The sequence below is a fragment of the Neisseria flavescens genome, from assembly GCF_005221285.1.
Taxonomy (GTDB): domain Bacteria; phylum Pseudomonadota; class Gammaproteobacteria; order Burkholderiales; family Neisseriaceae; genus Neisseria; species Neisseria flavescens.
The window spans coordinates 1083977-1110641 of record NZ_CP039886.1 but is presented as its reverse complement, the minus strand read 5'-3'; the positions used below and the strand labels follow the sequence as shown (position 1 = coordinate 1110641).

Below are 26665 nucleotides of genomic sequence, written 5' to 3'. Positions count from 1 at the left end.
CTGCTGTTGGTGTGTGGAATAAGTAAAAGTGCAGTAAATTAAATCAGATTATTATTATTTTGTCAGTTGTTAGATAGTTTGCCGGTCGGTTAAATCATTGGGCTTGATCGAACCGAAAAACTGCCATTGCAGAGTGACGGCTTTTTCCTTCCAAACGCAGGCAAGTGCCATCGTATCCGCCAAAATCGCGCTTGTGCCACGCCAATCGGTTTGCTTTCCAGCGCGTAAACCGACGGGTTGCCCTGAATCGAAAACATAGCCGACCGATTTCATATCTGATGGGAAATCCAAATTCGCCGCTTTAATCAATGCTTCTTTGAAACACCACAATCGGTAAAACGTTTCAGACGGCCAGTTTACTGTTTCTAAGTAGTCTTGTTCTTCTTGCGTGCAGACCAAAGCCGACAACGCTTTGAAATTGCGTGGGCGGATAAATTCGATATCGACACCGGCTGTTAAGGGATGAGGCGCACACAATAAAGCGGCAAAGCCTTGGCTGTGGCTCAGCGATACAGTCGGTAAATCGGTTTGCTGTTTTAACGCTCGGCTGACTTGCCAGTCTTGACGCTGCGCCAGTTGAGGCGTAGTAGCCAAACGTTGTGAATCGGCTGCGTTTAGAGAAGCATGGTTGTAGCAGGCGGCAAAAGATGGGTCGGCCAGCAGGCAGTGAAGGAGTGTCGTATCCATAAAATAGAAAAATGCCAAACTTCATATTGAAGTCCGGCATTTTTGACATTGCTTAGTGGAAGCTGCCTTTCAAAACCACACGGCTGTTGAATGTAGCGATGTGGCATTCGTACTCGTTACCGCCTTTGGTTACTTTGTCAAAGTAGCTAACCAGATGAACGGATTTGGCTTTTTTACGAAGTGCAGTGCTTTGGAAGCGTTTAACTGCGCTCAGGAATGCGCGTTGGCAGGTTTCATCAGGGGTTTTGCCGACTGAGTTGGCGATTTGACGGGAAGTCAAAGTCGCGCCGGATGTGCTGCCGTAGTGAACGCGGATGCTAGGATCCAAAGCGGATTTGGCTTCGGTAGAGTTCAAAGCTACATCGACTTTACACATATAGATATCGTTTTGACCTTTGCCATTGACTTTATGGCCTTCACCCATGCTGCGGCAGGCAGAACCGGCGGCAGTCGTTTTTTGAGTAGAAGTTTGAGAGGAGGAAGTAGATGGTTGGGAATTGCCGGATTGTGAGCAGGCGGCAAGCATCAGGGCGGATACGGCAACCAAAGCAGAAAAACGTAACATACGAACTCCTTTGTAATAAGGGGTGTGAAAAAAGGTTCACAGAAAACAGAATCATTTTAACATATATGAAAGAAGTATAAAAATAGGATGATGCAAAAAATATTATATTTTTATTTAAATGATTTCATGGTGTTAAGAAAGTTTGGGGCGGTAATGCTTGACGAGGGAAGGGAGAAAGCGTATATTGCGGTCTTCCTTAGGAGTAATGGCTGAGAGGCTGAAGGCACTTCCCTGCTAAGGAAGCATGTGGGGTCAACCTGCATCGAGGGTTCGAATCCCTCTTACTCCGCCAAATATGAAAGACACCGTTTATACGGTGTCTTTTTTATTATCCGGAATTTCTTGAAATCCAAGGCCGTCTGAAAGTGTGAAATGAACGATTTGATTATTCTAAACAAGCCTTATGGCGTGATTTGCCAGTTTTCTGCACATGAAAAACATCAGTGCCTTAAGGATTTTGTCGAGAAACCGGGATTTTATCCGGCCGGACGTTTGGATACGGACAGCGAGGGCTTGCTGCTGCTGACCAATAATGGCCGTTTGCAGGCGCAGATTGCCGACCCGAAATTTAAGCAGGTTAAAACTTATTGGGCGCAGGTGGAGGGCTCTCCAGATGAAGCCAAATTGGATTTATTGCGCCGTGGCGTAGATTTGGGCGATTTTGTCACCCATCCGGCCGAGGTAAGGGTATTGGAAGAAGGCGAAGCGGATGTTTTATGGCCGCGCGTGCCACCGATTCGCGTGCGCAAGTCCGTGCCTGATTTTTGGGTGGAAATCAAAATTTCGGAAGGGAAAAACCGCCAAGTGCGAAGGATGACGGCGAAAGCAGGCTTTCCATGTTTGCGCTTGGTTCGTGTGGCGATAGGCCGTCTGAATCTGTTTGATTTGAATTTGGAATTGGGACAATGGCAGTTTGCGCCGCATCGTCCTTAAATAGGATGAATAAAGGCCGTCTGAAATTTCAGACGGCCTTTTGTCATGGAAGAATCAATGGTGTGAATGACCGATTTGGAAAGTCAGTGTGGTGTAGTTCGCCTGTTTTTGGCACACGCTTTGATCAGGGAAATCGGCTTTGTGTTCTACGCTGGCTTTCCAGAAACCTTGGCGCAATGGAATGATGCTGACTTCGCCTTTATCGTCCGTAGTATCGGAGAAGGCTTGGGCTTCGGTTTTATGGGTTTTGCTGCGGTCGCTGGTGTCGAAGCCGTCAAATGTAGCGGTAACGGTGGCGTTGGGCAGCGGCTCGCCATTGAAGAGGACGCGGACTTTGAAGCGTTCGCCGACGTGAACATTGGCAGGGTTGTCCAAAGGAACGATTTCCAAATGTTGACCGACTTGCTTGGTGATGATGGCGGTGTCTGCGCTTTCATGGCCGACATTGACGATGTTTTTACCGAACATACGGGTTTGCTCGCAATAGTTTGCATCAGGCATTTCTTTGATGCTTGCCTGTTTCCAGCCCGCGCTGTTTTTTGACCAGAAGGTCGGTTGGTATTCGGCGGTTACCAAGTAGCTGCCGTCTTTGACCGGCAATTTGCTGCGGTATTGGTAATTGTATGTACCTTTTTGAATCATGTTTTCTTTGCCTTTTTCAGTCACCAGTTGCATGGGTTTGCTGAAAATGTGCAGGCGGTCTTTGGCGATCGGCTCAAGCTCTGGGAATTCGCCATAGCCCAATTCGGCTTCAAGGTATTCGCCGCCATGTGTGTGGGCGGTTTCAACCCAAACCCGGTGGGCGTGTGCGGCAGTGCTGAACAGGAAGGCGGATGCGATAAGTAAAGCAGTTTTTTTCAAGATTTCTCTCCGATTTTCAATGTGTAGAAAAGATAGAATAAAGTGTTCGTTATAATATAACAAAATTATTTAAATTTAAAGAGAGGCCGTCTGAAAGTTTTCAGACGGCCTTTTAGATGATTGTTTTTTGAGGCGGATTATTGAAACGGTTTAGTCCCCGTCACGACAAACGTCAATCGCTTCCTGCAAACTGCTGACGCCGTAGATTTTCAGGTTTGGAAATTCTTTGGCATTGCGCGGCATATTGGCTTTGGGAACGATGGCGCGTTTGAAGCCGAGTTTTTCCGCTTCTTTGAGCCGCTCTTGTCCGCGCGCGACAGGGCGGACTTCGCCGCTTAAGCCGATTTCGCCAAATACAACGGTTTTTTCAGGCATGGGGCGGTTGCGGAAGCTGGAGAGCATGGCGAGGATGACAGCAAGGTCGGCGGCAGGTTCGCCGATTTTGACGCCGCCAACAGCATTAAGGAATACGTCTTGGTCGAAGCAGGCGATGCCGCCGTGGCGGTTGAGGACGGCGAGCAGCATCGCGAGGCGGTTTTGTTCGAGACCGACGGTAAGGCGTTTGGGGGTGAAGCCGTGCGCGTCATCGACCAATGCCTGAATCTCGACCAGAAGCGGGCGGCTGCCTTCTTGTGTAACCAAAACACACGAGCCGGGCGTGTCGTCGCGGTAGCTGGCGAGGAAGATGGCGGACGGGTTGGACACGCCTTTCAAACCGTTTTCGGTCATGGCGAATACGCCCAATTCGTTTGCCGCGCCGAAGCGGTTTTTGATGGCGCGTATCATGCGGTAGTTGGAATGTTGGTCGCCCTCGAAATACAGCACGGTATCGACCATGTGTTCCAGCACGCGCGGGCCGGCAATCGCGCCGTCTTTGGTTACATGTCCGACCAGAATCATGGCGATGCCCATTTGTTTCGCCATGCGCGTCAGTTGGGCGGCGCATTCGCGCACCTGCGACACGGAGCCGGGGGCGGAAGTGATTTGGTCGGAATACATAGTTTGAATGGAGTCGATGACGACGACTTCGGGCTGGTGTTGTTTCAACGCCGCTTGAATCGCTTCCATCCGGATTTCGGCAAGCAGGTTCACGCCTTCCGTGGGCAGTTCCAAACGTTGCGCGCGCAGGGCGACCTGTTGGGCGGATTCCTCGCCGGAAACGTACAGCACTTTGCGGCTTTGCGCCATTTTGGCGATGGTTTGCAACAGCAGTGTGGATTTGCCGATGCCGGGGTCGCCGCCGAGCAGGATAACCGCACCATCGACCAAACCGCCGCCCAATACGCGGTCGAGTTCGCCCATGCCGGTCGGATTGCGCGGCACTTCGGCAGCGGTAACGGCGGAGAGGGATTGGACGGTCGAAGTGTCCGCCGCCCAAGATTGGAAGCGGGCGTTTTTCGGTTCGGGCGCGGCAAGGCTTTCTTGAAGCGTATTCCACTCGCCGCAATGCGGGCATTTGCCCTGCCATTTCGGGGAGGTGCCGCCGCATTCGGTGCATTGGTAGATGGTTTTGGGGGCTTTTGCCATGGTGTTTTCCCTGTGGAATATTTGATGTGTGAAAAGGTCGTCTGAAAACAATCATATCGTTTTCAGACGACCTTAGGATTATGAATACTTTATTTATAATTTCAAGTATTCATAACTGGTTTAATGCAGCGGCATTTGCTGTTTTTTTGCGGCATAATAGGAAAAATTTACATGGAAGTTTTAGAAAAATGATTTTATTTCAACATAACGATGGTAAGCTTGCCTTGCCTTGCCTTGCCTTGCCTTGCCTTGCCTTGCCTTGCCTTGCCTTGCCTAGTTCTCTATTAAAATCCCTTCAAGGGTTTTTATCAAATCTATACATAGGAGTGAAATCCTATGTTATCTAAAAAAATCTCAAAGTTTAATTCATCTGACAAGAAACCCAGAATTTTATCTCTATTTTCAGGATGTGGAGGTTTAGATTTGGGTTTTCACCAAGCTGGTTATGAAACTGTTTGGGCGAACGATTTTTCCCATTGGGCTTGCGAAAGTTTCCGTAAAAATATCGGCGATGTCATCGTAGAGGGCGATATTGAACAAATAGACCCTAACGATCCAACTATTCCCGATTGCGACATCATTTTAGGCGGATTCCCTTGCCAAGATTTTTCCATGATTTGGAAACAGCCGGGCCTAGAGGGTGAGCGTGGAAATCTTTATAAAAGCTTTTTACGTTTTGTAAATGCAAAAAAACCAAAAGTCTTTGTTGCTGAGAACGTAAAAGGTTTGTTGACTGCCAACAAGAAAAAAGCCATCCAGCAAATTATTACCGACTTTGAGAATTGCGGTTATTACGTTCAGGCAAAGCTGTATAACTTTGCTGAATTTGGTGTACCTCAATTTCGTGAGCGTGTGTTGATTGTTGGTGTAAGGTTGGATACAGGATTTGATTTTCATCATCCAGAACCGACGCACAATGAAACTGGCGAAAATGGCTTAAAACCATATGTAACTGCTGGTCAAGCTATATCTAATATTCCCAAGAATGCCAGTAATAATGAATTGTTGAAAATTAGTGAGCAAACCCGTAAACGTTTAGAACTAATCCCAGAGGGAGGAAACTATAGTGATATTCCTAAAGAACATCCTTTATATGTAAAAAGTATGTTAAGCCTTGTTTATCGCCGAATGCACCGTAATAGACCTTCTACAACGATTATTGCTGCGGGTGGCGGTGGTACTTGGGGCTATCATTTTCCTGAACCCAGAGCCTTTACCAATCGTGAACGTGCAAGATTACAAAGCTTTCCTGATGACTTTGAGTTTGTTGGCTCAACGACGGAAGTTCGTCGTCAAATTGGCAATGCGGTACCGCCTCAAGGCGTGGTTGAATTGGCAAGAACCCTCTTACCAATTTTTTCAGGCAACTATAAAAAAGTAGATTTGCATAAGAAATTGAAAGCAGAGAAGGACGTTTTATTTCATGACCGACTAAGCAAAATTAGAGGGGGAAAACGATGAATACTGTTTTTTCTAATATTGCTAATGCACGAATTACAGATAAGCCATTAAATAAAGTTTGGATGGATTTATTTATGTCCGCCAATGAAATTTTAATGGCAACAGGCTATGTTTCTAATGATGCAGTCAAAGAGTTACATAAAATTTTAGAAGATAGCGAACATAACCAGAAAATCAAGTTATTAGTTGGTATGCATTATTTAGAAGGGTTTAGTCGTCCTCAATACAACAGTCTTTGTGAATTAAATTATTTTTTGCAAGATAAGCAACGTGGGGCAGTATATGTTTCTCCACGTGTGAAATTTCATGGAAAAATGTATTCGTTTAAGAATCAGAATGAAACTCATGGATTGATTGGTTCTGCTAATCTTACTTGCTTTTGGGATAATACTGAGCGCACCTATGAAACGATGGTTCATTTGAATGATGTTCAGACGGCATCTAAATTACATAAAAATATAGATCAGGTTATCCAGCAATTGGGTGTGATTATTAATCAAGTAGCAAAACCAACTGATTTTAAAGAACATAATGTTCATTTAGAGAATTGTCTGGGAGTGGAAAAAGTGAAGGATTCTATACTTGAGCAACTTTTTTCACAAATATCGACTTATCACTTTGATTTACCAGTTAAAACTTTCCCAGAAAGCAGTTTAAACCGATTTTTTGCCAAAGGCCGTAAAAATAAACGTGGATTTTATTTACCGAGGCCATGGTATGAAGCAGAGTTGATTGTATCAACAAAATTTTTAGGTACAGAAGGATACCCAAAACAAAAAGAGTTTACTGTCATCACGGATGATGGCTGGCAATTTGAATGTAATACCACAGGACAAAATGGTAAAAATTTCAGTTCAAAAGGTGATCAAACCATATTTGGTAAATGGGTTAAAGGACGTTTAGAGGCGGCTGATTGTTTAAGAACAGGGGAACCTGTCACAGAAGAGACTCTACATAAATACGGTAACGATCATTTTGAGTTCCGTTCAACCGACAACCCTGATGTTTGGCTACTCTCATTTAAGGGGAAAAACTAAATGTTGCAAACCTACTTGAATCAATTAACCCCGTCCGAATTAGCTGATTCTGTTAAAAATACCGTTGATGGTTTTATGGGGAAATTATCACAAACCAAGCCAAAAATTGCTCAAAATGTTTTATTGCTAGGCAATGTTCAAAGTGGCAAAACAGCACAGGTTTTGGGTGTATTAAGTGCGCTGGCTGATGATGGTGACCACAAAGTTTTCTTATATCTCACTACTGACAGCGTAGATTTGCAGGAACAAACAGTCAAGCGTGCCAAAGACAATCTGAAAAATTTTATTGTTTTGTCTGAAAATGATGACCGAAGTTTTATGCAGGTAATGAAGGCAAATAATCCCATCTTGGTCGTGATTAAAAAGAATGCCCGTGTATTGAAACGTTGGCGTAATTTGTTTGCCAGTCAAAGTAGCCTGAAAGGCTATCCTTTGGTTATTGTGGATGATGAAGCCGATGCTGCCAGCCTAAATACTAATACTGATAAGCTGGATAAAGATGCCAGTACTATCAATAAACTGCTAAATGACATTAAGAATTCCTGTTGTCAAAGCCTATTTATTCAGTTGACCGCCACACCTCAATCGCTTTTATTGCAACATGAAGAATCTGATTGGCAACCTGAATTTATCCATTTCTTTGAAGCTGGTGAAAAATACATCGGTGGTAACTTTGTCTTCTCTGATCCTCCAAGCTATATCGTTCGCTTTATTGACAGTGAATTGGATGATATGAAAGATGCAAGTGGTGAAATTGCCGAAGGGGTAAAACAGGCATTGCACAGTTTTCTGCTTACTTGTGCAGAGTTTGCTTTATGCGGTAAAACCAATTGTAATTTTGCTTTACATCCAAGTTATAAAATCCAAGATCATCAAGCCTTTTCTCAAAAAATCCAAGCCTTTTTGAATGATTTGGTACAAGCAATTAATAGCGGGGAGAATTTTGCAGACAGTTTTAAAGAAGGCTATTTGGATTTACAAAAGACTAAGCCTGATATTCATCATTTTGAGGAAATTTATGAAAAACTAACAGAACTTTTAGAAAATAAGCAAATTTATACTCTCGTCGTTAACTCGCAGACAGAATCAGATTTTGATTTAGAAAGAGGCTTTAACATTATTATTGGTGGGAATGTGATTGGACGAGGCTTAACTATTCCGAAACTACAAACGGTTTATTATAGTCGCGCTGCCAAAAAACCGAATGCAGATACTTTCTGGCAACATTCGCGTATTTTTGGATATGACCGTGATAAATCATTATTACGGCTTTATATTCCGTTTGATGTCTATTACTTCTTTGTACAACTCAATCAAGCAAATAATCTGATTATTGAGCAGGCAAAAAATTCAGACGGCAATATTCAGGTTATTTACCCGAAAAGCATCAACCCAACACGAAGAAATGTATTAAAATCTGACAGCATCAATCAAATGGTCGGAGGAGTAAATTACTTCCCACTTCGTCCGAATGAAAACAACTTGTTGACTATCAACAACCTTCTTCCCTCTGTTTTGACAAATAAGGTGCAATCTGATTTGTATAAAATAGACATAGAAGAGCTATTCTTGATTTTAGATAAACTTGGTAATTATGTATCTGATGATTGGGACAAGGAAAGATTTATTGCCGGCATAGAAGCATTAAAAACGCAACATCCAGCTTTCAAAATCTATGTTTTGGTTAAAACAGAGCGTAATCTTTCTCGAGCGACAGGCACAATGCTTTCGGAAGACGACCGTAAATTAGGAGAAAAATATCCCGATGATTTATTCCTTACACTTTATCAAGTAGTGGGAAGTAAAGATAAAGGTTGGCAGGGTAAAGATTTTTGGTTGCCAAATATCAAGTTACCACATAAGGGATTAGTGTATTGGGGTGTTAAGTAAAATACAAAGGTCGTCTGAAAACTTTATATCGTTTTCAGACGACCTCTTTTCAAGGATTCGGACTGAGCTTATTTGCTTTCGTCTTTACCGTCTTTCTTGTCTTTTTTCGGGGCCGGTTTTTTCGCTGCCAAACCCAAAGATTTTTGCCATTCGGCTGGATTTTTCACTAAATCCAAGGCTTTGCGGAGTTGGTCGTCTTTGGCAGGATTAGGAATGCGACGGCTGGAGATGTCTTCGTCTTTTTCTTTGTCCTTGCCTTTTTTGGACTTGGCGTTTTCATCGGCTTTGGCTGCTTCGTTTGAATCAGGCGTGCTGATTTCGTTGCTGCTGTTGACGTCTTCGCCGCCGAGCGGGTTGCCGATGTGTCCGGCGAGGTCGGCTTCGCGGCTTTCAAAAGCGCGGTCTTTGTCTTTGACTTCGACATCGGGAACAATGCCTTGCGCTTGAATCGAACGGTCGTTCGGCGTGTAATACAGCGCGGTGGTCAGTTTGACTGCGCTGCCGCCGGAAAGCGGAATCAGGGTTTGCACTGAGCCTTTGCCGAAACTTTGTGTGCCGACGACGACGGCGCGTTTGTGGTCTTGCAATGCACCGGCAACGATTTCGGAAGCGGAGGCCGAGCCTGCGTTAATCAGGACGGTCATCGGAATGGTTTTCAGCTCGGCAGGCAATCCGGCCAACGGGTCTTTGCCACTGGTGGTGATGTAGTCTTCGGCAGTTGCTTTGAGAACCATGCCTTCTTTTTTGTTGCGGCCTTTGGTGCTGACAACGGTTACGTCAGGTTGCAGGAAGGCTGCGGATACGCCGACTGCACCGTTGAGCAGGCCGCCCGGGTCGTCGCGCAAGTCGAGGATGATGCCTTTGAGCAGGCCTTTGTTTTCTTTGACAAGGGCTTGTGCGGCTTCGTTAAGCGCGGCAACGGTGCGCTCTTGGAATTGGGAGACGCGGATGTAGCCGTAGTCTTTTTCAAGCAGGTGATGGCGCACGCTTTTGACTTTGATGATGGCGCGGGTCAGGTTGACGACGATAGGTTTGTCGGCATTTTTGCGTGAAAGCGTCAGGGTGATTTTGGTACCCGGTTTGCCGCGCATTTTTTTGACGGCTTCGCTGACGGTCAGGCCGCGGGTAGAGGTATTGTCGATTTTGACGATGAAGTCGCCGCTTTTCACGCCGGCGCGTTCTGCAGGTGTGTCTTCAATCGGGGCAACGACTTTGACGAAGCCGTCTTCTTGTCCGATTTCCATGCCCAAGCCGCCGAATTCGCCGCTGGTGGATTCTTTCATTTCGGCATAGCCTTTTTTGTCCATATACTCGGAATGCGGATCGAGATCGGACACCATGCCTTTCATTGCGCCTTCAAAGAGCTCGGCATCGGGTTTGTCTCGGTAATAATTGGCTTTGATTTGGCCGTACACTTCTGCCATGGTGCGGATGGTTTGCACGGGCAGGGCCTCGTTGTCTTTTTTGTCTTTTTCGGCGGCAAAACTTTGTACACTCAGACTAAGGGCGACGCCGCTAAATGCGCCGAGAGTGTAGATTGCAACTTTTTTTAAAGTGGATTTTGTTGACATTCGTTTGACTTTCTTTTTGTGTATGGTAAGCAAAGTGGTTTTTGTTTTCTCTGAGCCAGTTGACTTTATGTGATTTAAACGCTCGGAACAATAAGTTTAAGGTAAAAGTTTGTTGTTTAATGTGCTGAACAGGCGTGAAAATCGTGTTTTATTGTAGTTTATGATGAAAATTCAGACGGCCTGAAGGGGAAAATTCACTCAGGCCGTCTGAAACATCAGTTAATCCATGAAAGAGGATTCATGACTTGTCCGTTATAGCGGACTTCAAGGTAAAGGCCGGTTTCGCCCGACGGTAAAGTGCCGCTGGTGCCAATCTTGCTGCCGGCATTGACGGCGTAGTTTTGGGCGATGTCGATTTCGTTCAGGCCGGAGTAAATGCTGACATAGCCGTCGCCGTGGTTGAGGACGACCACTTTGCCGTAGCCTTCAAGCTCGCCGGCAAAAGTAACCGTGCCTGAGGCAATGCTGCTGACCGGAGCAGGAACGGTATTGTAGAACACGCCTTTCCAAACTTCGCCATCGCCGCGGTCTTGACCGAACAGGCCCGCCAGTGTGCCGTTGACCGGTTTTTTCAGACGGCCTTGCATACGGCTGAAGCTGTTGGCGTTGCTGACGGTCAAGTCTTGGGTATTCGGGGCTTGCAGTTTCATGTCTTCGTCAGTCAGCGTAGACATGGCGGCGCGTTCGGCTTCGGCTTTTTGTTGGGCGGCAGCCTGCTCTTTGCGGGCTTTTTCAGCGGCGGCTAGACGGGCTTCGGCGGCTTTTTTACGTGCTTCAGCTTCGGCTTTGCGTTGATCGGCTTTGCGTTTTTCCAAATCTTTCAATAGATTGTTGAGGCGTTGCTCGTTTTCTCTGTGGTTGATTTTCTTTTGCGCTTCTTTGGCCATTTGCGCGTTTTGACGGCGGCTTTCGGCTTGTTCGGCGGTATTGGTTACGCCTTGTTGACGCAACGAAGCTTGGATATTGGCTTGCAGTTTTTTCAGGTAAGCCAATTCATTGTTGATTTTTTGCTCTTGCGCCGCCAGCTCTTTCTGTTGTTTTTCCAAGTCTCTCATGACTTGGTCGTTGGCGTTGTTGATATAACGCGTGTAACGCAGGAAGCGGGTTTTTTGACCGGCATCGGCGTTTTTCAGGAAGAGGGCGACCGCGTTGGGCTGGCTGTTTTTATAGTTGCCGGACACGAAGCGCGAAATTTGGGCGCGCGTGTTGGAAACTTCGGCTTTCAACTGGTTGGCATCGGCATTGAGCTTTTGGAATTTTTCCCATGCGTCGCGTTGTTTGCGGTTGATGCCGGAGAGGTTGTTGCGTGTTTGTTGCAGCTGTTTGAGCGTGGTATTGACATGGATAATGAAACCCTCGTTGCGTTTGGCAAAGGATTTTTTGGTTTCCATATCGTTGGCGGCGGCAGTTACGGCTGCTTTGAAATCGTTGTCGGCTGAAGAAGCGGCTTTAGGCTCGGCTTTTTTGTTTTGCTCTTTGGCTTTTGTGTCTTTTTTGCCGTCTTTTTTATCCTCGGCCGCTTTTTTAGCAGGCTTTTTAGCTTTGGTTTCCTTAGGGTCTGCTTTTTTTACGGGTTCTTTGGCTTTGCTGTTTTTTTTATCTTCAACAGGTTTCTTGTCTTGTTCTTTGGTTTTGCCGGATTTTGCGGCTGCGGCTTTTTTGTCTTTTGCCGTTTCTTTAGGCTCTTCGGCTTTGCGGCTGGATTTTTTATTGTCGGCAGTTGCTTCGGCGGTTTTAGCCGTTTTGTTTTTGGCTGAAGCGCGTTCGTTTTTGTCGGCGGTTTCCTTCTCTTTGGAGGCTTTGGCTTTAACCGCTTTTTTGTCTTCCTCTTTTTCTTTTACCGCTTGTTTTTTTGAGGTTTCTTTTTTTACATCTGCCTTAGTGGCTTCTTTTTCTTTTTTCACGGACGCAGCTTTTTTGACGGCGGCCGCTTTTTCTTTCGGCGCGTCTTTGGCAGCATAGGTTGGCAGGGAAAAACTGAGCAACAGGGCGAGAATGAGGGGTTTGTAACGCATGGTTCGATCTTGCTATCAAAGTAGGAACAATAGGACGGATTATACTGTCTGTCAGGCCGTCTGAAAATAATATCGGGTTGCAATATGGACGAACGGTCTTATATAGTAACGATAGAGTAGGCGGATGGGATTTAAGTCTGCCTGGAAACTGACAGTCTGCATCGACAGGATATTATGAAAAAATATTTATTAGTAGTGCTGGGCGCCATGGTTTTGGCGGCTTGCGGTAACGATACCGATAAAATCGGACGCGCCAGTACGGTGTTTCATATGCTGGGTAAAAATGACCGTATTGAAGTGGAAGGTTTTGACGATCCTGATGTGCAAGGGGTTGCCTGTTATATTTCGTACGCGAAAAAAGGCGGTTTGAAAGAAACGGTCAATTTGGAAGAAGATGCCAGCGACGCATCGGTTTCATGTGTACAAAGTGCGGAAGTCATCCGTTATAACGAGTCTGCGGTTTTGAAACCGCGACAAGTGTTCAAACGTAGCGCCAGCATGGCATTTAAGAGCCAGCAGATTATCCGTTATTACGATCCGAAACGTAAGTCTTTCGCTTATTTGGTCTACAGCGATAAAATCGTTCAAGGCTCGCCGAAAAACTCTTTGAGCGCGGTATCGTGTTTTGCCCATGCGAAAACCGATACGCCGGTACCGGCAGGCGGCGCGGTTTATGGTGCATGCGTGGTGGACGCGCCGGTTGCCGACGGACAAAAATAATAAAATCAGCTTAATAGATTAAAAGAATATGAATTTAGCCAACCATTTCCTGATTGCCATGCCTCATATGGACGATCCGTTTTTTACGGATACGGTCATTTATGTATGCGAACACGATGAAGAAGGTGCGCTGGGCATCGTCATCAACAAGCCTTCGCCGATTACCATGGACATGATTTTCGCCGCCGCAGATCGCAATATCCCGCTGCGCCTGCAACATGAAAACGTGATGATGGGCGGGCCGGTTCAGATTGAGCGCGGCTATGTCGTGCATACGCCGATCGGCCGCTGGCAAAACAGCATGGTGGTAACCGATAACGTCGCGCTGACTTCTTCGCGTGATGTGATTGAAAACTTGTCTAAAGAAGGTGCGGTTGACAAGGCTCTGATCAGCATTGGTTATTCAAAATGGGGTAAAGGGCAGTTGGAACGCGAGCTGGCAGAAAATGTTTGGCTGACCGTTCCTGCGGACGAGCATATTCTTTTTGATGTGCCTTACGAACTCCGTTATGCCGCCGCTTTTGAAAAATTGGGCGTCAATCCGAATGCCTTGGTTTCAGGAGTCGGCCATGCCTGATGCACCAAAAGGCACGGTTTTAGCCTTTGATTTCGGCGAGGCGCGTATCGGCGTGGCGCAGGGCGATGCCGAGTTGGGCATGACCCATCCGCTGGCGACGGTAACCGGCAACAGCAATGATGAAAAATTTGAGGCCATTGCCAAGCTGGTCAAAGAATGGCAACCCAAGTATTTTGTAGTCGGCCTGCCGACGCATACCGACGGCACGGAGCATGAGCTGACCCGTTTGAGCCGCAAGTTTGGCCGCCGTTTGCACGGACGTTTTAACTTGCCGGTTTATTGGGTGGATGAAAGGATGTCTTCCCTATACGCGGAAAGCCTGCTTGCAGAAGCCCAAGTGTTTGGCCGAAAACAAAAATCCGTACTTGACCAAGTAGCGGCGCAGGCGATTTTGCAAGGGTTTTTTGAAGGTGGCGCGGCAGAGTATTTCAATGGCCGCGAAGAATAGCATTATTCATTATAAAGGCCGTCTGAATCCGTTCAGACGGCCTTATAACTTTTGGTTCGCGGCAAATAACCAATAAGTCTTTTTCTGATGGAGGCGGATGGCTTATGATGGGCGCTTCATTTCACCAGATAAGAAGGTTATACACATGTCCCGCTTGACCATACACACAGTTGAAACCGCTCCTGAAGCTGCTAAACCACGCATTGAAGCCGTATTGAAAAACAACGGCTTTATTCCTAACCTGATCGGCGTTTTGGCCAATGCGCCTGAAGCTTTGGCGTTTTACCAAGAAGTTGGCAAGCTGAATGCGGCCAACAGCCTGACTGACGGCGAAGTTGAAGTTGTCCAAATCATTGCCGCCCGTACCAACGAATGCGGGTTCTGTGTTGCCGGCCACACCAAACTGGCTACCTTGAAAAAACTGCTGTCCGAGCAATCCATCAAAGCCGCACGTGCATTGGCTGCAGGCGAGTTTGACGATGCCAAACTGGGTGCTTTGGCAACATTCACCCAAGCCATTATGGCGAAAAAAGGCGCGGTATCCGACGACGAGCTGAAAGCTTTCTTCGATGCAGGCTACAACCAACAGCAAGCCGTTGAAGTCGTTATGGGTGTTGCTTTGGCAACCTTGTGCAACTACGTCAACAACCTTGCCAAAACTGAAATCAACCCTGAATTGCAGGCATTTGCCTAATCTCATCAAAGGCCGTCTGAAAATTCAGACGGCCTTTTAGTAAAAAGCAAGGATATCCTTGTTGTCAAGAAAATTCATGAGTAGAACCATCTACGCTTCAAACCTTATTCAGAGGAAAAAATCATGACACGCGAAGCTTTACTGAACAATGTTGCCGCACTTGTTAAAAGCAAGCTGAAACCATTGGTGGACGACATCGACCGCAAAGGCCTGTACCCGAAAGAATTTATGCTGGAATTGGGCAAAATCGGCGGTTTTGCCGCGACCGGTACGGTTGAAGAAGGCGGCAACGGTTTGGGTTTGGCAACGCAAATCGCCGTATTGCGCGAAATCGGTAAAGAATGCGGCGCCACTTCGTTCAGCGCATGGTGTCAGGCGGCTTGCGCGTGGTATCTGCACCAATCGCCCAACCAAGCGGTGAAAGACAAATATTTAGCCGATATTCTGCAGGGTAAAGTTTTGGCCGGTACGGGCATGTCCAATACCGTCAAACACCTCGCCGGCATTGAAAAACACAACCTGCAAGCCGAGCGCGTTGAGGGCGGCTACAAAGTCAACGGCGCGCTGCCTTGGGTATCCAATATCGGCGAAGACCATATTTGGGCGAATACCGCCCAAATCGGCGACAGCTATGTGATGTTTATCACCGGCGGCCAATGGGAAGGCGTAACCCTGCAAGCCTGCCCCGAATTTTGCGCCCTCGAAGGCACGCGCACGTTCAGCCTGAATTTTAAAGACGTGTTTATTCCCGATGAAGATGTGATTGCTTCGCCTGAGCAGTTCCAGTCTTATATCCCGACCATTAAAGCCGGTTTCATCTTGCTGCAAATAGGTATCGGCGCCGGTGTGATTGACGGTGCGCTCGACATTATCCGCATAGCCAATGTAGTGAACGCGGAAGTGAACGCTTACCTCGACCACAGCTACGATGATTTGAAAGCCGCGTTGGACGGCGCATGGGCGGAAACCGAACGCCTTGCCGATGATGCGTGGAACAACAAACCTGACACGCTGGCAACCTTAAAACTGCGTGAAGCGGCTGCCGTATTGGCACTGAACGCCACTCAATCTGCCGCATTGCATGCAGGCGCGAAAGGTTATCTGATGCGCAGTCCGGCGCAACGCCGCGTCCGCGAGGCCATGTTCGTCGCCATCGTAACACCGGCCATCAAACACCTGCGTAAAGAAATCGCCACTTTGGAAGCAGCGCAATAAATTCAAAATATCAACAATAAAACACACGAAAGGCCGTCTGAAAATACGGTTTCAGACGGCCTTTTAAAATAGAAGGAACACACAATGGCTCAATATATGTGCGGCCCTTGCGGCTGGATTTACGACGAAGACCTCGGCGATCCAGAGCACGGCTTGCCAGCCGGAACCAAGTTTGAGGATATTCCCGACGACTGGAAATGCCCTGAGTGCGGCGTAGGCAAAGAAGATTTTTATCTGTTGGATTTCGTGATATAACTTGGTTGATTTAAAAAGGCCGTCTGAAATTTCAGACGGCCTGAGACCTTTGCAAAAAAGTCCTTCTCCAAACAGCCGAAACCCAAACACAGGTTTTCGGCTGTTTTCGCCCCAAATCACTCCTAATTCTACCCAAATACCCCCTTAATCCTCCCCGGATACCCGATAATCAGGCATCCGGGCCACCTTTTAGGCAGCAACAGGCGTACTTGGCCTGTTAGCCGCTTTCAACAGGTTTAAACACATCGCCTTCGGATGGCTTTGCGCACTTACTTTAATCAGCCCGAAATAGGCTACCCACGCATAGCGGAATTTACGGTGCAGCGTACCGAAGCTTTGTTCGAGTTCGGGATCGGAGAGGCTGTGCCTGCCATTGTCCGAGCAGGACGGCTTTGAACATGGACAACAGGGGATAGGCGGGACGGCCGCAGTGGTCTCGAAGGTAACGGGTTCTTTGACGATTCAGGTATTGTTCGATCGGCTGCCAATCAATCACCTGATCCAACTTCAATAGAGGGAAGCGGTCGATGTGTTTGGCAATCATGGCTTGTGCGGTTTGCCGGAAGAAGGTTCTCATGAGAAATCCCCTAAATGTCTTGGTGGGACTTTAGGGGATTTTAGGGAATTTTGCAAAGGGCTCAAACATATAAAAAACATTGGAGTATCAAACAATCCATTTTTTTTTTTTTTTTTGGTGTGTCAATGATTTAAGCATATAATAGTAAAAATCACATACCATCAAAATGGAAAACCGATGAAACAAAAAAAGACAGTTCAATGCATCTTACTTGGTTTTGCAGCCGCTTCTATGCACGCTCAAGGGGCGGATGCTGCAAACAGTGGAACGATAGAGAAGAAAGACAACTACACCCTCGTCCTCGCAAAACAAGGGCAAGAGAACAACTACACTTACGATGGCGAAACCGAAGTCAAACCCTTAAATTCCCTCATCATTGCCGCCAACGGCGGTACGAACAACATTACGATAAAAGGCAAATTGGCAGACGGCTCTGCCGATGCCCCGCCGACGATTGACAATAAATCGATTGAAACAAAGATAAACCATTCAGGTTATTTGTACGACTTAAGCAAAGCTAGATGGGAGAAGAGAGGCGGCGCGGTGATGTTGGCGGATCAAAGCTATGAGGGCAAAAATAACGTTACTTTTGAAAACGTAACCATAGCCGCCCATAAAGCGAATGTCGGCATTATGTCTTATGACGGAATCAATACTAGTGTAGCCAAAAGCTTGGCGCCGGCGACGCTTACCTTTAAAGGGCGCAACACCATCAATATAGATGCGGATTCCGACTCTAGTAACGACGGTATCCTATTGTTTAATAATGGTGAAAAAGTGGGGAACTATCATTTTGTTTCCGAAGAAGGCTCGACGCTGAATATCAACATCAAATCAGGAAAAGAGAGAGGACAAGGCATTACCGCCAACCACTATAGTAGCACCAAACCCAACCCTGATTTTCCAAGCATCACCACGATGGAGTTCAAGGGCGATGTAAACATTAAAATCGATAGGAACGGACAGGAAGAGGCGGAAGCAAACGGTTTTGGCTTCTATTCAAGCCGCAGACTAGGCAATAAGAAGCAGATTCCGGAAGGCTCCAAAATGGAAGCGATTTTCCGTGGGAATGTCGATATCGTTGCAACGCCGGTTTATGACGGGCAAGGCAGACCCAAAAGCATAGGCAGCGCGTTTGCGATTGACGGGAAAAACAGCAAAGTCGAGGTTGTCGGCGGGGAAGACAAGGTTGTCAAAATCAAAGGCGATATTTTCGCCTACAACGGCGGCAGCGTGAGCGTGAACCTCGCCAACAAAGATTCTTATTTTGAAGGGGAAGCACATATCGGGAAAAGGAGCTTTGCCAAAGGGAAAGATATGTTTGCCTTAACCGTGGATGCGGACGGGAATGTACCGCCCACGGAAAAAGATATCGACAGTACAAGGAAACGTCTAGTTCGCAAACAGGAAAAATTGCCTAAGCTGGATGAAGAATTGGCTAAACTCAAGGAAGAATTGGCTAAACTCAATGAAAATGGCTCGTCAGAAAAAGAAAAACAAAAAATAGAAAAACAAATAAAAGCAAAAGAGAAATCAAAAGAAAGCAGCATAAAAAGCATTGAGAGAGACGAAGCAAAAATCAAAGAATATGAAGATTTCTTCGATGAAAACGGTTGGATTAAAGACAGCGCAATCGACGACAAAACAAAAAACACCGTCAACCTCAAAATGAGCAACGGCGCGCGCTGGATGGTTACCAATGATTCGATGCTGAAAGAGTTGGATTTGTCGGAAGACGCGCAGGTCGAATTTAGCGACAGCAATAAATTCGTCAAAGTGTCTGTGAGCAAGCTCAAGGGCGACGGCGGCGTGTTCAAAATGTATGGCGACATCGTCAAAGGCGAATCGGACAAGCTGATTACCCGAAAAGGCAGCGAAGGGACGTACATTATCGAATATGAAGACAATGCCAAGGCAAAAACGACGGGCAGGGAGTTTTTAAAGCTGGTCGAAAACAAAGGCGATGCCGAAAACACAAAAGCGTCATACGAACTGCGCGTCAAATGTACGGAACAGGGAGGGTGGTGTTTTGCCTTGGGCGAGTCGGGTGATTCCAAAAAGGTCAATATTTCCGCAGACGGCAAGCGGGACTTCTACCTCTACCCGGCCACCCTGTCGACGGGCGCATCGAGCAGCGTCCTTTTCGGCGAGGCGTTATATCAGTTGAACGCGGTTTCCGATGAAACGCTGGTGCAGCGTATGGGCGAAATCCACGCCGACGAAACGCCGCAGGAAGACAACAAGCGTCGGCGGAAAATTCGTCGGCAGCAGCAGCGATTACCGCGTGGGCGGTTACGGCAACCGCTATTGGGGCTTTGCCGGCGGCTTCAACCGGACGGGGTTCGGCGATAAATGGATTCATTACAAAGGGCTGATGCTCCGCCACCTCCAATCGTCCTACACCCCCGAAGACTACGCCGGCAGCGGCAAAATCTACGGCAGGTCGGCAGGCGTTTATTCCACCTGGCTCAACCGGGAAAGCAGGGCTTATTATGATTTGGTCGCCAACATCGCCCGATATAAGGGCAGCTACGGGCTGACCAATTACGCAGGCAAACGGGTCGAATCGGACGAGGCGCGCCTGAATGCCTATATGCTTTCCGCCGAAACCGGCAGGCGGATGGAAAAACAGGACGGCGGCAAAACCTATTGGTGGCAGCCGGAAGGGCAGTTGTCTTACTGGTTTACGCGCGGCTACGGCTTTTCGCTGTCAAACGGCTTGTCTGCCGAGACGGACAATTTCCGCAGCCTGATGGGGCGGTTCGGCTTTCGGGCGGGCGTGGACGGTTTGGACGGCGGCAGGCTGAACATCTACGGCAAGCTGATGTACAAACGCGAGTTTATCGGCACGATCCGCCACAGGTTCAACGGCTCTGCCGTGGAGGAATTCAAACACCGGGGCGGCTGGTTGGAATACGGCTTGGGCGTGGTGCGCCGCAATGCCGAAAACGGACGGCAGTTTTATTTTGAGGCGCAAAGGTCTTCGATGCACACGATGCGCCAGAATTGGCAGGTCAATATGGGCGTGCGCAGTATGTTCTGATGCGCGGATGCCACCTGAAAACAATCCGGAACGGTCAGACGCGTTCCGGATTGTTTTTTTTGTTGGGGCGGTTTGTTTGTTGGGATGGTTTTTTTGTTGGGACGCGGGACGGCCGCGGTGGTCTCTAAGGTAACAGGTTCTTTGACGATTCAGGTATTGTTCGATCGGTTGCCAATCAATCACTTGATCCAACTTCAATAGCGGGAAGCGGTCGATGTGTTTGGCAATCATGGCTTGGGCGGTTTGCCGGAAGAAGGTGGTCATGAGAAATCCCCTAAATGTCTTGGTGGGGATTTAGGGGATTTTGGGGAATTTTGCAAAGGTCTCGGCCTTTGTTTTATCGGCGGTATAAAGCAACCATGGTTTCAGCCGCTTTGACGCAGCTTTCCACATCGGCAACCAAAGCGATGCGGACGTAGCCTTCGCCCGGATTGCCTTGTTCGGTATCGCGGGCGAGGAAGCGGCCGGGCAACACTTGGATAGCGGCTTTCTGCCACAGGTTGCGCGTAAATGCCAAGTCGTCGCCATCGGGAACTTTCAGCCAAATGTAGAACGACGCGTCAGGCAGTTTGACATCGAATGCCTGTTGCAAAATAGGGATGACGCGGTCGAATTTTTCTTGGTAGAGGCGGCGGTTGTCAATGACGTGTTCTTCGTCGTTCCAAGCGGCAATGCTGGCGCGTTGGACGGGAATGCTCATCGCGCTGCCGTGGTAGGTGCGGTAGAGCAGGAAGTTTTTGAGCAACTCGGCATCGCCTGCGACAAAGCCGGAGCGCAAACCGGGGACATTGGAGCGTTTGGACAGGCTGGTAAACATCACGATGTTGCGCGTGCCGCGTCCTAATTGTGCCGCAGCCTGCAGACCGCCGATTGGTTTGTTGCCGTCAAAATAGATTTCGGAATAGCATTCGTCAGAGGCAATAACGAAGCCGTATTTGTCTTGCAAATCAAAAATTTCTTTCCAGTCTTCTAATTGCAGGACGCTGCCGCTCGGGTTGTTTGGCGAGCAGACAATCAGGACTTTGGTGCGCTGCCATACGTCTTCGGGCAGACTACTCCAATCGGGATTGAAGCTGGGTGCAGGACAGTTGGCAAAATGGATTTCGCCGCCGCCCAAAATAGTCGCGCCTTCGTAAATTTGATAGAAAGGATTGGGGCTGATAACAACCGGTTTGGGGTCGTCTGAAGCCGGATTTAAAACGGTTTGGATAAAAGAAAACAAAGCTTCCCGGCTGCCCAATACGGGCAGGATTTCATTGTCGGGATTGAGGCTCAAACCATCATAACGGCGGGCCACCCATTCGGCGCAGGCTTGGCGCAGTTCGTGCAGGCCTGCGGTCAGCGGATATTTTTCCAGTTCGTGCAGGGAGGCGGTCAGCGCGTCGGTGATGACTTTGGGCGTCGGATGTTTCGGCTCGCCGATTTGCAGATGAATGGGCGTTACGCCTTCAGGTGCATCAATACCTTGCATGGCTTCACGCAGGCGGGCGAAAGGATAGGGTTTGAGATGGTTCAATAATGGGTTCATGGTGTTTCTGCCGATAAATTAAGGCAATAATCTTAGCATTTTTTAGATGGATTGGGACAAAAAGGCCGTCTGAAAACAGGGTTTAAATGTTTTTCAGACGGCCTTTTGAATATTGATGCGTTTATTTGGCAGAGACGACGGGCAGGGAACCGTTCAAGAGATAATGAATGGTTTCTTGAACCGTACGGATGGCGTTGCCAAACGGCAATGGGTCTTTACCGCGGAAAAACAGGCCTTTATCGACTTCGCCGCGGAATGCAGCGGAAAGTTGGATGTCGATACAAAATTGACCGGCTTTGGCCAAACCGTCACGCAAACCGCAGCTGGTCAGGCAGTTCAGGCCTTGGGTGCAACGGCGCGGATCGTTTTTGGCATTGGCTTGCAATTTGGCTTCGCGTTTGATGTAGCTGTCGAGGAATTTGGTGCGCACGCCGCGAGCAGGCAAACCGGCAACAGACATGAATTCAACCACTTTTTCGGTTTCCGCACCGGCCAGCGTTTTCTTGAAGTTGATGTGGGCATCGCCTTCTTCGGTAACGGCAAACGCGGTACCGATTTGAACAGCGGACGCGCCCCAGTTTTTCAAGGCTGTTTTGATTTTTTCAAAGTTTGCCATGCCGCCGGCGAGTACCAATGGGATTTTTTCGCTTTCCAAGCCCAAGTTTTTGAATACTTCAAATGTTTCTTCAATAACGCGTTTGAACTCGAATTTGGCATCATTCACGCCGTCAACGGTTGCCGCACCCAAATGGCCGGCTGCGTGGGCAGGGTGTTCGATAACGATGGCATCGGGCAAGATGCCTTTTTTCATCCAACGTTTCAAAACGATGTTGATACCGCGTGACTCGGACAAAATAGGGAAAAGGGCGACATCTTTGTGGTAGCCTTCGGTCATTTCCGGCAAGTCCAAAGGCAAGCCTGCGCCCATCACAATCGCGTCTGCACCGGATTCGCAGGCCTGACGGACGTAAGCGGCATGGTCTTTGACGGCTTTCATGACGTTGACGGCAATCATGCCTTTGCCTTCTGAATCGGCTTTGGCTTTTTTGATTTCACGGTCAAGCGCGATGCAGTTGAGGCGGGTGTATTTTTCTTCGCTGGAATCGATTTTTGATTCGGCCAGCAAATCTTCGTGCAAGTGGCGCAAATCGACGCTGGCAATCGTACCCACGCCGTTTTCGCGCGCAACCGCGCTGGAGAGTTTTGATGCGGAAACGCCTACACCCATACCGCCTTGAACGACGGGAATCAGTGATTTGCCACGGATAATCAATGGGTCAAAGTTGTTGTGCATGGGTGCTCCTTCATAGATTCTGGATGGTGCCGTCTGAAATCCTATGAAATGGATTGGATAACGGGCTGATGTGTATATAAATAAGTGTGTTTTTCGCCGCCGTTTTTCAGACGGCATGAGGCGTGTTTTTAAAATTTTAGGAATTATACTCTAAATTAGTGTAAAAATTAGAGTATTAATACAGTTTTTTTAAAGGAAAAATTGAAAAGTCTTGTTAATAAAGGAATAAATTTTATGATGGATTGGATTGATGAGGAGAAATTGCAAACAAAATCTACAAAGAAAAAGGCCGTCTGAAATTTCAGACGGCCTTAAGCATGGGAATCAGGCAGATGTCGGATTACATTTGTTTTTTAGCGGCATCAATGGCGCGTTGGTCTGGGTTGATCAAGATTTCAACGCGGCGGTTTTATGCGCGGCCTTCAACAGTAGCATTGGAGGCGATGGGTTGACGGGAGCCGTAACCGAAAGTGCTCAAACGGGTACTGCTTACGCCACGGGATTGCAGGAAGATGGCAACAGATTCGGCGCGGTTGCGAGACAATGGCTCGTTGATGGCGTCGTTACCGGTGTTGTCGGTGTGGCCGTTGATGGTCAAAGTTGTGTCAGGATATTGAACCAAAGTTTGCGCGGCGGCAGACAAGGCGCTTTGAGCATGGCCGCTCAGGGCAGCGCTGCCGGTAGCGAAGGTTACGTTTTCAGGCATAACCAGTTTGATTTGGTTGCCTTGACGTTCAACTTCGATGTTGGTGTTGGCCAAGCTTTGACGCAGTTTTTTCTCTTGGTAGTCCATGTAACCGCCGATACCGGCACCTACTGCACCACAAGCCAATGCGGAGTTACGCGCGCCTTTACCGCCGTGGGTCAGCGCACCAACAATGCCGCAAACAGCCGCACCGCCCAAACCGTACATAGCGGTTTTGCTGGCGGATTGTTGACCGGTAGCAGGATCGGTCACACAGCCGGTAAGTGCCAAAGGAATTGCAGTAGCAATAACGGTCAGGGGTTTCAAGAATTTCATGTCGTATCCTCTTTTTAGATGACGGCTCGGGCCGTCTGAAAAAATCAATAAAAACCGCGTAGGTCATTACGGATTAATGATACCGAATATCCGAAACGCAAAAGAACGGGTTTAACCCGATATTACGCAAATATTTGCCAGTTAACATAATACTGAAACATTTCTGCATTTTTCTGACCGTTTTGCCGCCAGATAAAAAGCAGTTTTCTTTACGATTTCTTCCGTTTTTTCTTTTTACGGCGATACCAGCTGACAAATGCCCATTTCAGTCTGACTTTGACATCGTATCCCACCGAGCCTGCGCCCAGTATGAACAAAACGGCGGAAACGGGCAGGGCGAAATGATGGCCGACCAAATGATAACCCCATACGCCAACCACGCCGCCCAGTAAAAACGACAGCATCAAGCCGCTTAAAAGCCACATTTTCGGTTTGTTGACGCGGACGTGCGGCAGGCGCGGATGATGTTGTTTGGAATAATAAAGTGCGCGTGAAATTTCAATGCCCAAATCGGTTGCCGTGCCGGTCATATGGGTGGAGCGGATGGCGCATCCGGACAAAAGCGTAATCACGGTATTGTGCATGCCCATGATAAAGCATAATAAAAACAATGCTAAAGATGGCATGATGAAATCCGATCCGCCAAAATCCCATTCCATCGCGGCAATGCCGAATAAGCCGAAAATCAACAGATAAACCGCTTCCAGCCACATGGAAAAACCAAAGCTGCCACGGAAACGCATTTGCTGCGTCCACAAAATGACCCAGCCCGAATGCGCGGCTCCGGCAATAAAACACAACACGCTAATCGTGGCGATAATGGCCATGCTCCACTCTTGAAGATACAAAACATCTGCCAACAGCGACATAGAGCCGGTAACGTGGGAGGTATAACGTGAGAATGCGAAGAAGCCGCCGGCATTAATCGCACCGGCAAGAAAGGCCATGATGTAACCAAGCCGTCTGAAACGGGCATCGGAAATATTGTGTTCGTGCAGGTACGGACGGTCTGCCTGCCAAAACGGCGGCGTGTGTTGCCTATGGTGGCGCGGTCGGTAAGAGTGGGGTCGTTTGTCGTCGTTCATTGATTTGAGGATAGGGGCGAGCATTTATACGGGGTGTATTTTATATGCAACTGCCTGCTGCCAAGAACAAATAATATCAAGTGTCCCCAAGTTGCTACACTTGCCCATTACAAGATGAAGGCGTACATTAATAGCCATACATGAGTATAAGGAAACACCCGATGAATCCTATCCGCCTGACCTTATTGATTGGTGCTGCCGCATTGCTTGCCGCCTGCGCCACCACGCCTGAGCAAAAAGCCGCACGCGCCCAAGCGCAGAAACGCTATGAGCAGGACCTTCAAGTACATCTTGCAGCCCAATGCGATCAGGAAACTGCCGCGCTGATCCGCCGCAAATTTGACGAAGAAGGCAAACCCGGTGTCGCAACTGCGGAACAAAAAGCCTTCCGCCTCAAATATATCGACAAAGTTTCCGATCCGATGTTCCAAGCCTGCTACAAAATGGCATGGCAAAACTATATTTCCCAAGAACAGCTGCGCGAAGCCCGCTACTATCGCTATTACGACGATTGGGGCTATCCGTTTGGCCGTTATCCTTGGTGGTGGTAAGGTATTAACAAACTTTAGGGCCGTCTGAAAGCATATATTTATTGGTTTCAGACGGCCTAAGGTTTATTGAAACGGCAATAACGTTTACAATAGCCGCCTATTCAAACACAATACCCACCACCCATGAACATCTGGCTTGGACAGCGACACGCGCCCAAATTTCCGCAAGGAGCCGCCGTAACCATCGGCAACTTCGACGGCGTACACCTCGGGCATAAACACATTCTACAAAAACTCAAACGAGAGGCAGACCAGCGCGGTCTGCCTGTTGTCGTTGTTGTTTTTGAGCCTCAGCCCAAAGAATTTTTTGCGCGCAAAGCCGGGAAAAAGCTACCTTACCGTATCAGTCCGCTGCGTACCAAATTGCGCCTTTTGCGTGAAACCGGCTGTGTGGATGCCGTTTGGGTCTTGTGTTTTAACCAAGCTTTCTCCGATATGAGCGCACAAGCGTTTATCGACCAGCTTTTGCGCCAAACACTCAATACGCGGTATCTGCTGATTGGCGACGATTTCCGTTTCGGTGCCGGCCGTGAAGGCTGTTTTGAACTCTTGGCTCAACAGCCCGATATGCAAACCGAGCGCACGCCGTCCGTTATCGTTGAAGACATCCGCACCAGCAGTACCGCCGTCCGCCAAGCCCTTTCAGACGGCAAGTTGGAATATGCCAAAAGACTGTTGGGCCATGATTATGTGTTGAGCGGAAAGGTCAAACACGGACAAAAACTCGGCCGTACCATCAACGCACCTACCGCCAATGTCCAGCTTCCTCCGTATCATTATGCGTTAAGCGGCGTATTTGTCGTTGAGGCAGACGGCACATTCGGCACGCGCCGAGGCGTTGCCAGCTTTGGTTTTAACCCTACTGTCAGCAACAACCGCTCGCAGAAGCTGGAAGTCCATCTGTTCGATTTCAACGGCGATTTGTACGGCCAACGCATCTTCGTCCGCTTCCTGCACAAACTGCGGGACGAGAAAAAATTTGAGAGTATCGAAGCATTGAAAACCCAAATTTTGCAAGATATGGAAGATGCGAAGGTTTGGGAAGCATAGAAACGCTTCTAGAAGCTTATAAAATCAAGACAATTGGGCTACAATAAGTCCTTTGAATTT

The 26665-nt window shown here is 47.9% G+C and carries 24 protein-coding genes, 1 tRNA gene and 3 pseudogenes; 16 read left to right on the top strand and 12 right to left on the bottom strand.

All coding sequences use genetic code 11. The annotated features are described in order from the left end of the window. Positions 1–69 precede the first annotated feature (69 nt). Positions 70–687, bottom strand: a complete 618-nt coding sequence (locus FAH67_RS05730) for a 4'-phosphopantetheinyl transferase family protein (RefSeq protein ID WP_003680484.1) — start codon at positions 685–687, stop codon at positions 70–72. Between the two features lie 52 nt (positions 688–739). After that, positions 740–1252 carry a hypothetical protein gene (locus tag FAH67_RS05725; RefSeq protein WP_232500817.1) on the bottom strand — a complete coding sequence of 171 codons (513 nt, stop codon included), beginning with the start codon at positions 1250–1252 and terminating at the stop codon, positions 740–742. A 199-nt stretch (positions 1253–1451) separates the two neighbouring features. On the opposite strand from FAH67_RS05725, the gene FAH67_RS05720 reads away from it, so the two are divergent. Continuing rightward, a tRNA-Ser gene (locus FAH67_RS05720) sits at positions 1452–1544 on the top strand. 80 nt (positions 1545–1624) lie between these two features. Next, positions 1625–2185 carry a pseudouridine synthase gene (locus FAH67_RS05715; RefSeq protein WP_003680482.1) on the top strand — a complete coding sequence of 187 codons (561 nt, stop codon included), beginning with the start codon at positions 1625–1627 and terminating at the stop codon, positions 2183–2185. A 54-nt stretch (positions 2186–2239) separates the two neighbouring features. On the opposite strand, the gene FAH67_RS05710 is transcribed toward FAH67_RS05715, so the two are convergent. Together FAH67_RS05710 and radA are read right to left on the bottom strand one after the other, a co-directional pair. Further along, positions 2240–3046 (bottom strand): DUF4198 domain-containing protein, encoded by an 807-nt coding sequence (locus tag FAH67_RS05710; protein ID WP_039863911.1) that lies wholly within the window; start codon positions 3044–3046, stop codon positions 2240–2242. 150 nt (positions 3047–3196) lie between these two features. Further along, complete coding sequence (gene radA / locus FAH67_RS05705; protein WP_112890811.1) at positions 3197–4573, bottom strand: DNA repair protein RadA; 1377 nt, start codon at positions 4571–4573, stop codon at positions 3197–3199. Positions 4574–4653: 80 nt separating this feature from the next. Between radA and FAH67_RS05700 the strand changes: the two genes are divergently transcribed. Genes FAH67_RS05700 through FAH67_RS05685 form a run of 4 tightly spaced genes read left to right on the top strand, consistent with a single transcriptional unit; the run spans position 4654 to position 8961 of the window. Beyond that, positions 4654–4920 carry a hypothetical protein gene (locus FAH67_RS05700; RefSeq protein ID WP_244284786.1) on the top strand — a complete coding sequence of 89 codons (267 nt, stop codon included), beginning with the start codon at positions 4654–4656 and terminating at the stop codon, positions 4918–4920. After that, positions 4910–6034 (top strand): DNA cytosine methyltransferase, encoded by a 1125-nt coding sequence (locus tag FAH67_RS05695; protein ID WP_003680477.1) that lies wholly within the window; start codon positions 4910–4912, stop codon positions 6032–6034. The genes FAH67_RS05700 and FAH67_RS05695 overlap by 11 nt, the downstream gene beginning before the upstream one ends. Further along, positions 6031–7071 carry a restriction endonuclease PLD domain-containing protein gene (locus FAH67_RS05690; protein ID WP_003680475.1) on the top strand — a complete coding sequence of 347 codons (1041 nt, stop codon included), beginning with the start codon at positions 6031–6033 and terminating at the stop codon, positions 7069–7071. The genes FAH67_RS05695 and FAH67_RS05690 overlap by 4 nt, the downstream gene beginning before the upstream one ends. Next, entirely contained in the window at positions 7072–8961 is a 1890-nt protein-coding gene (locus FAH67_RS05685) for a Z1 domain-containing protein (protein WP_003680474.1), read from the top strand. A gap of 68 nt (positions 8962–9029) precedes the next feature. On the opposite strand, the gene FAH67_RS05680 is transcribed toward FAH67_RS05685, so the two are convergent. After that, entirely contained in the window at positions 9030–10532 is a 1503-nt protein-coding gene (locus FAH67_RS05680) for a S41 family peptidase (protein ID WP_003680472.1), read from the bottom strand. A gap of 215 nt (positions 10533–10747) precedes the next feature. Then, positions 10748–12547, bottom strand: a complete 1800-nt coding sequence (locus FAH67_RS05675) for a murein hydrolase activator EnvC family protein (RefSeq protein WP_115287619.1) — start codon at positions 12545–12547, stop codon at positions 10748–10750. Positions 12548–12721: 174 nt separating this feature from the next. Between FAH67_RS05675 and FAH67_RS05670 the strand changes: the two genes are divergently transcribed. The 6 genes from FAH67_RS05670 (at position 12722) to FAH67_RS05645 (ending at position 16456) form a co-directional block, all read left to right on the top strand. Next, positions 12722–13267 (top strand): CreA family protein, encoded by a 546-nt coding sequence (locus FAH67_RS05670; protein WP_003680467.1) that lies wholly within the window; start codon positions 12722–12724, stop codon positions 13265–13267. Between the two features lie 28 nt (positions 13268–13295). Next, positions 13296–13844 (top strand): YqgE/AlgH family protein, encoded by a 549-nt coding sequence (locus tag FAH67_RS05665; RefSeq protein ID WP_003680465.1) that lies wholly within the window; start codon positions 13296–13298, stop codon positions 13842–13844. Further along, positions 13837–14292 (top strand): Holliday junction resolvase RuvX, encoded by a 456-nt coding sequence (ruvX, locus tag FAH67_RS05660; RefSeq protein WP_003680463.1) that lies wholly within the window; start codon positions 13837–13839, stop codon positions 14290–14292. Before FAH67_RS05665 ends, ruvX begins: the two co-directional genes overlap by 8 nt. A 145-nt stretch (positions 14293–14437) precedes the next feature. After that, positions 14438–14986 carry a carboxymuconolactone decarboxylase family protein gene (locus FAH67_RS05655; protein WP_039863910.1) on the top strand — a complete coding sequence of 183 codons (549 nt, stop codon included), beginning with the start codon at positions 14438–14440 and terminating at the stop codon, positions 14984–14986. Positions 14987–15109: 123 nt separating this feature from the next. Then, positions 15110–16201, top strand: coding sequence for an acyl-CoA dehydrogenase family protein (locus FAH67_RS05650; protein WP_003680461.1), 1092 nt, complete (start codon positions 15110–15112; stop codon positions 16199–16201). Positions 16202–16285: 84 nt separating this feature from the next. Beyond that, positions 16286–16456 (top strand): rubredoxin, encoded by a 171-nt coding sequence (locus FAH67_RS05645; RefSeq protein WP_003680460.1) that lies wholly within the window; start codon positions 16286–16288, stop codon positions 16454–16456. Between the two features lie 324 nt (positions 16457–16780). Here the strand turns inward: FAH67_RS05645 and FAH67_RS05635 are convergent. Then, a pseudogene (locus FAH67_RS05635) lies at positions 16781–17033 on the bottom strand (transposase); the annotation flags it as partial. 177 nt (positions 17034–17210) lie between these two features. Here FAH67_RS05635 and FAH67_RS05630 point away from each other — a divergent pair. After that, a complete protein-coding gene (locus FAH67_RS05630; protein WP_244284785.1) occupies positions 17211–19385 on the top strand; it encodes a pertactin-like passenger domain-containing protein in 2175 nt (724 codons plus the stop codon). Beyond that, a complete protein-coding gene (locus FAH67_RS12065) occupies positions 19318–20076 on the top strand; it encodes an autotransporter outer membrane beta-barrel domain-containing protein (protein WP_244284789.1) in 759 nt (252 codons plus the stop codon). Before FAH67_RS05630 ends, FAH67_RS12065 begins: the two co-directional genes overlap by 68 nt. Positions 20077–20178: 102 nt before the next feature. Here FAH67_RS12065 and FAH67_RS05625 read toward each other — a convergent pair. The 5 genes and pseudogenes from FAH67_RS05625 to FAH67_RS05605 all read right to left on the bottom strand — a co-directional run. Next, positions 20179–20340 (bottom strand): annotated as a pseudogene (locus tag FAH67_RS05625) (IS5/IS1182 family transposase); the annotation flags it as partial. A 73-nt stretch (positions 20341–20413) separates the two neighbouring features. Continuing rightward, complete coding sequence (gene dapC / locus FAH67_RS05620) at positions 20414–21604, bottom strand: succinyldiaminopimelate transaminase (protein WP_004464293.1); 1191 nt, start codon at positions 21602–21604, stop codon at positions 20414–20416. A 121-nt stretch (positions 21605–21725) separates the two neighbouring features. Next, on the bottom strand, positions 21726–22898 hold the full coding sequence (locus FAH67_RS05615) for an NAD(P)H-dependent flavin oxidoreductase (RefSeq protein WP_004464292.1): 1173 nt from the start codon (positions 22896–22898) through the stop codon (positions 21726–21728). 340 nt (positions 22899–23238) lie between these two features. Further along, a pseudogene (locus FAH67_RS12255) lies at positions 23239–23919 on the bottom strand (YiaD family glycine zipper/OmpA-like lipoprotein). Between the two features lie 209 nt (positions 23920–24128). After that, on the bottom strand, positions 24129–25004 hold the full coding sequence (locus tag FAH67_RS05605; RefSeq protein ID WP_039863626.1) for a YoaK family protein: 876 nt from the start codon (positions 25002–25004) through the stop codon (positions 24129–24131). A gap of 161 nt (positions 25005–25165) precedes the next feature. On the opposite strand from FAH67_RS05605, the gene FAH67_RS05600 reads away from it, so the two are divergent. Both FAH67_RS05600 and ribF read left to right on the top strand, forming a co-directional pair. Beyond that, positions 25166–25555, top strand: a complete 390-nt coding sequence (locus FAH67_RS05600) for a hypothetical protein (RefSeq protein WP_039863620.1) — start codon at positions 25166–25168, stop codon at positions 25553–25555. 123 nt (positions 25556–25678) lie between these two features. Beyond that, positions 25679–26605: a bifunctional riboflavin kinase/FAD synthetase gene (gene ribF, locus FAH67_RS05595; protein WP_004464285.1), complete on the top strand. Its 927-nt coding sequence runs from the start codon at positions 25679–25681 to the stop codon at positions 26603–26605. Positions 26606–26665 lie beyond the last annotated feature (60 nt).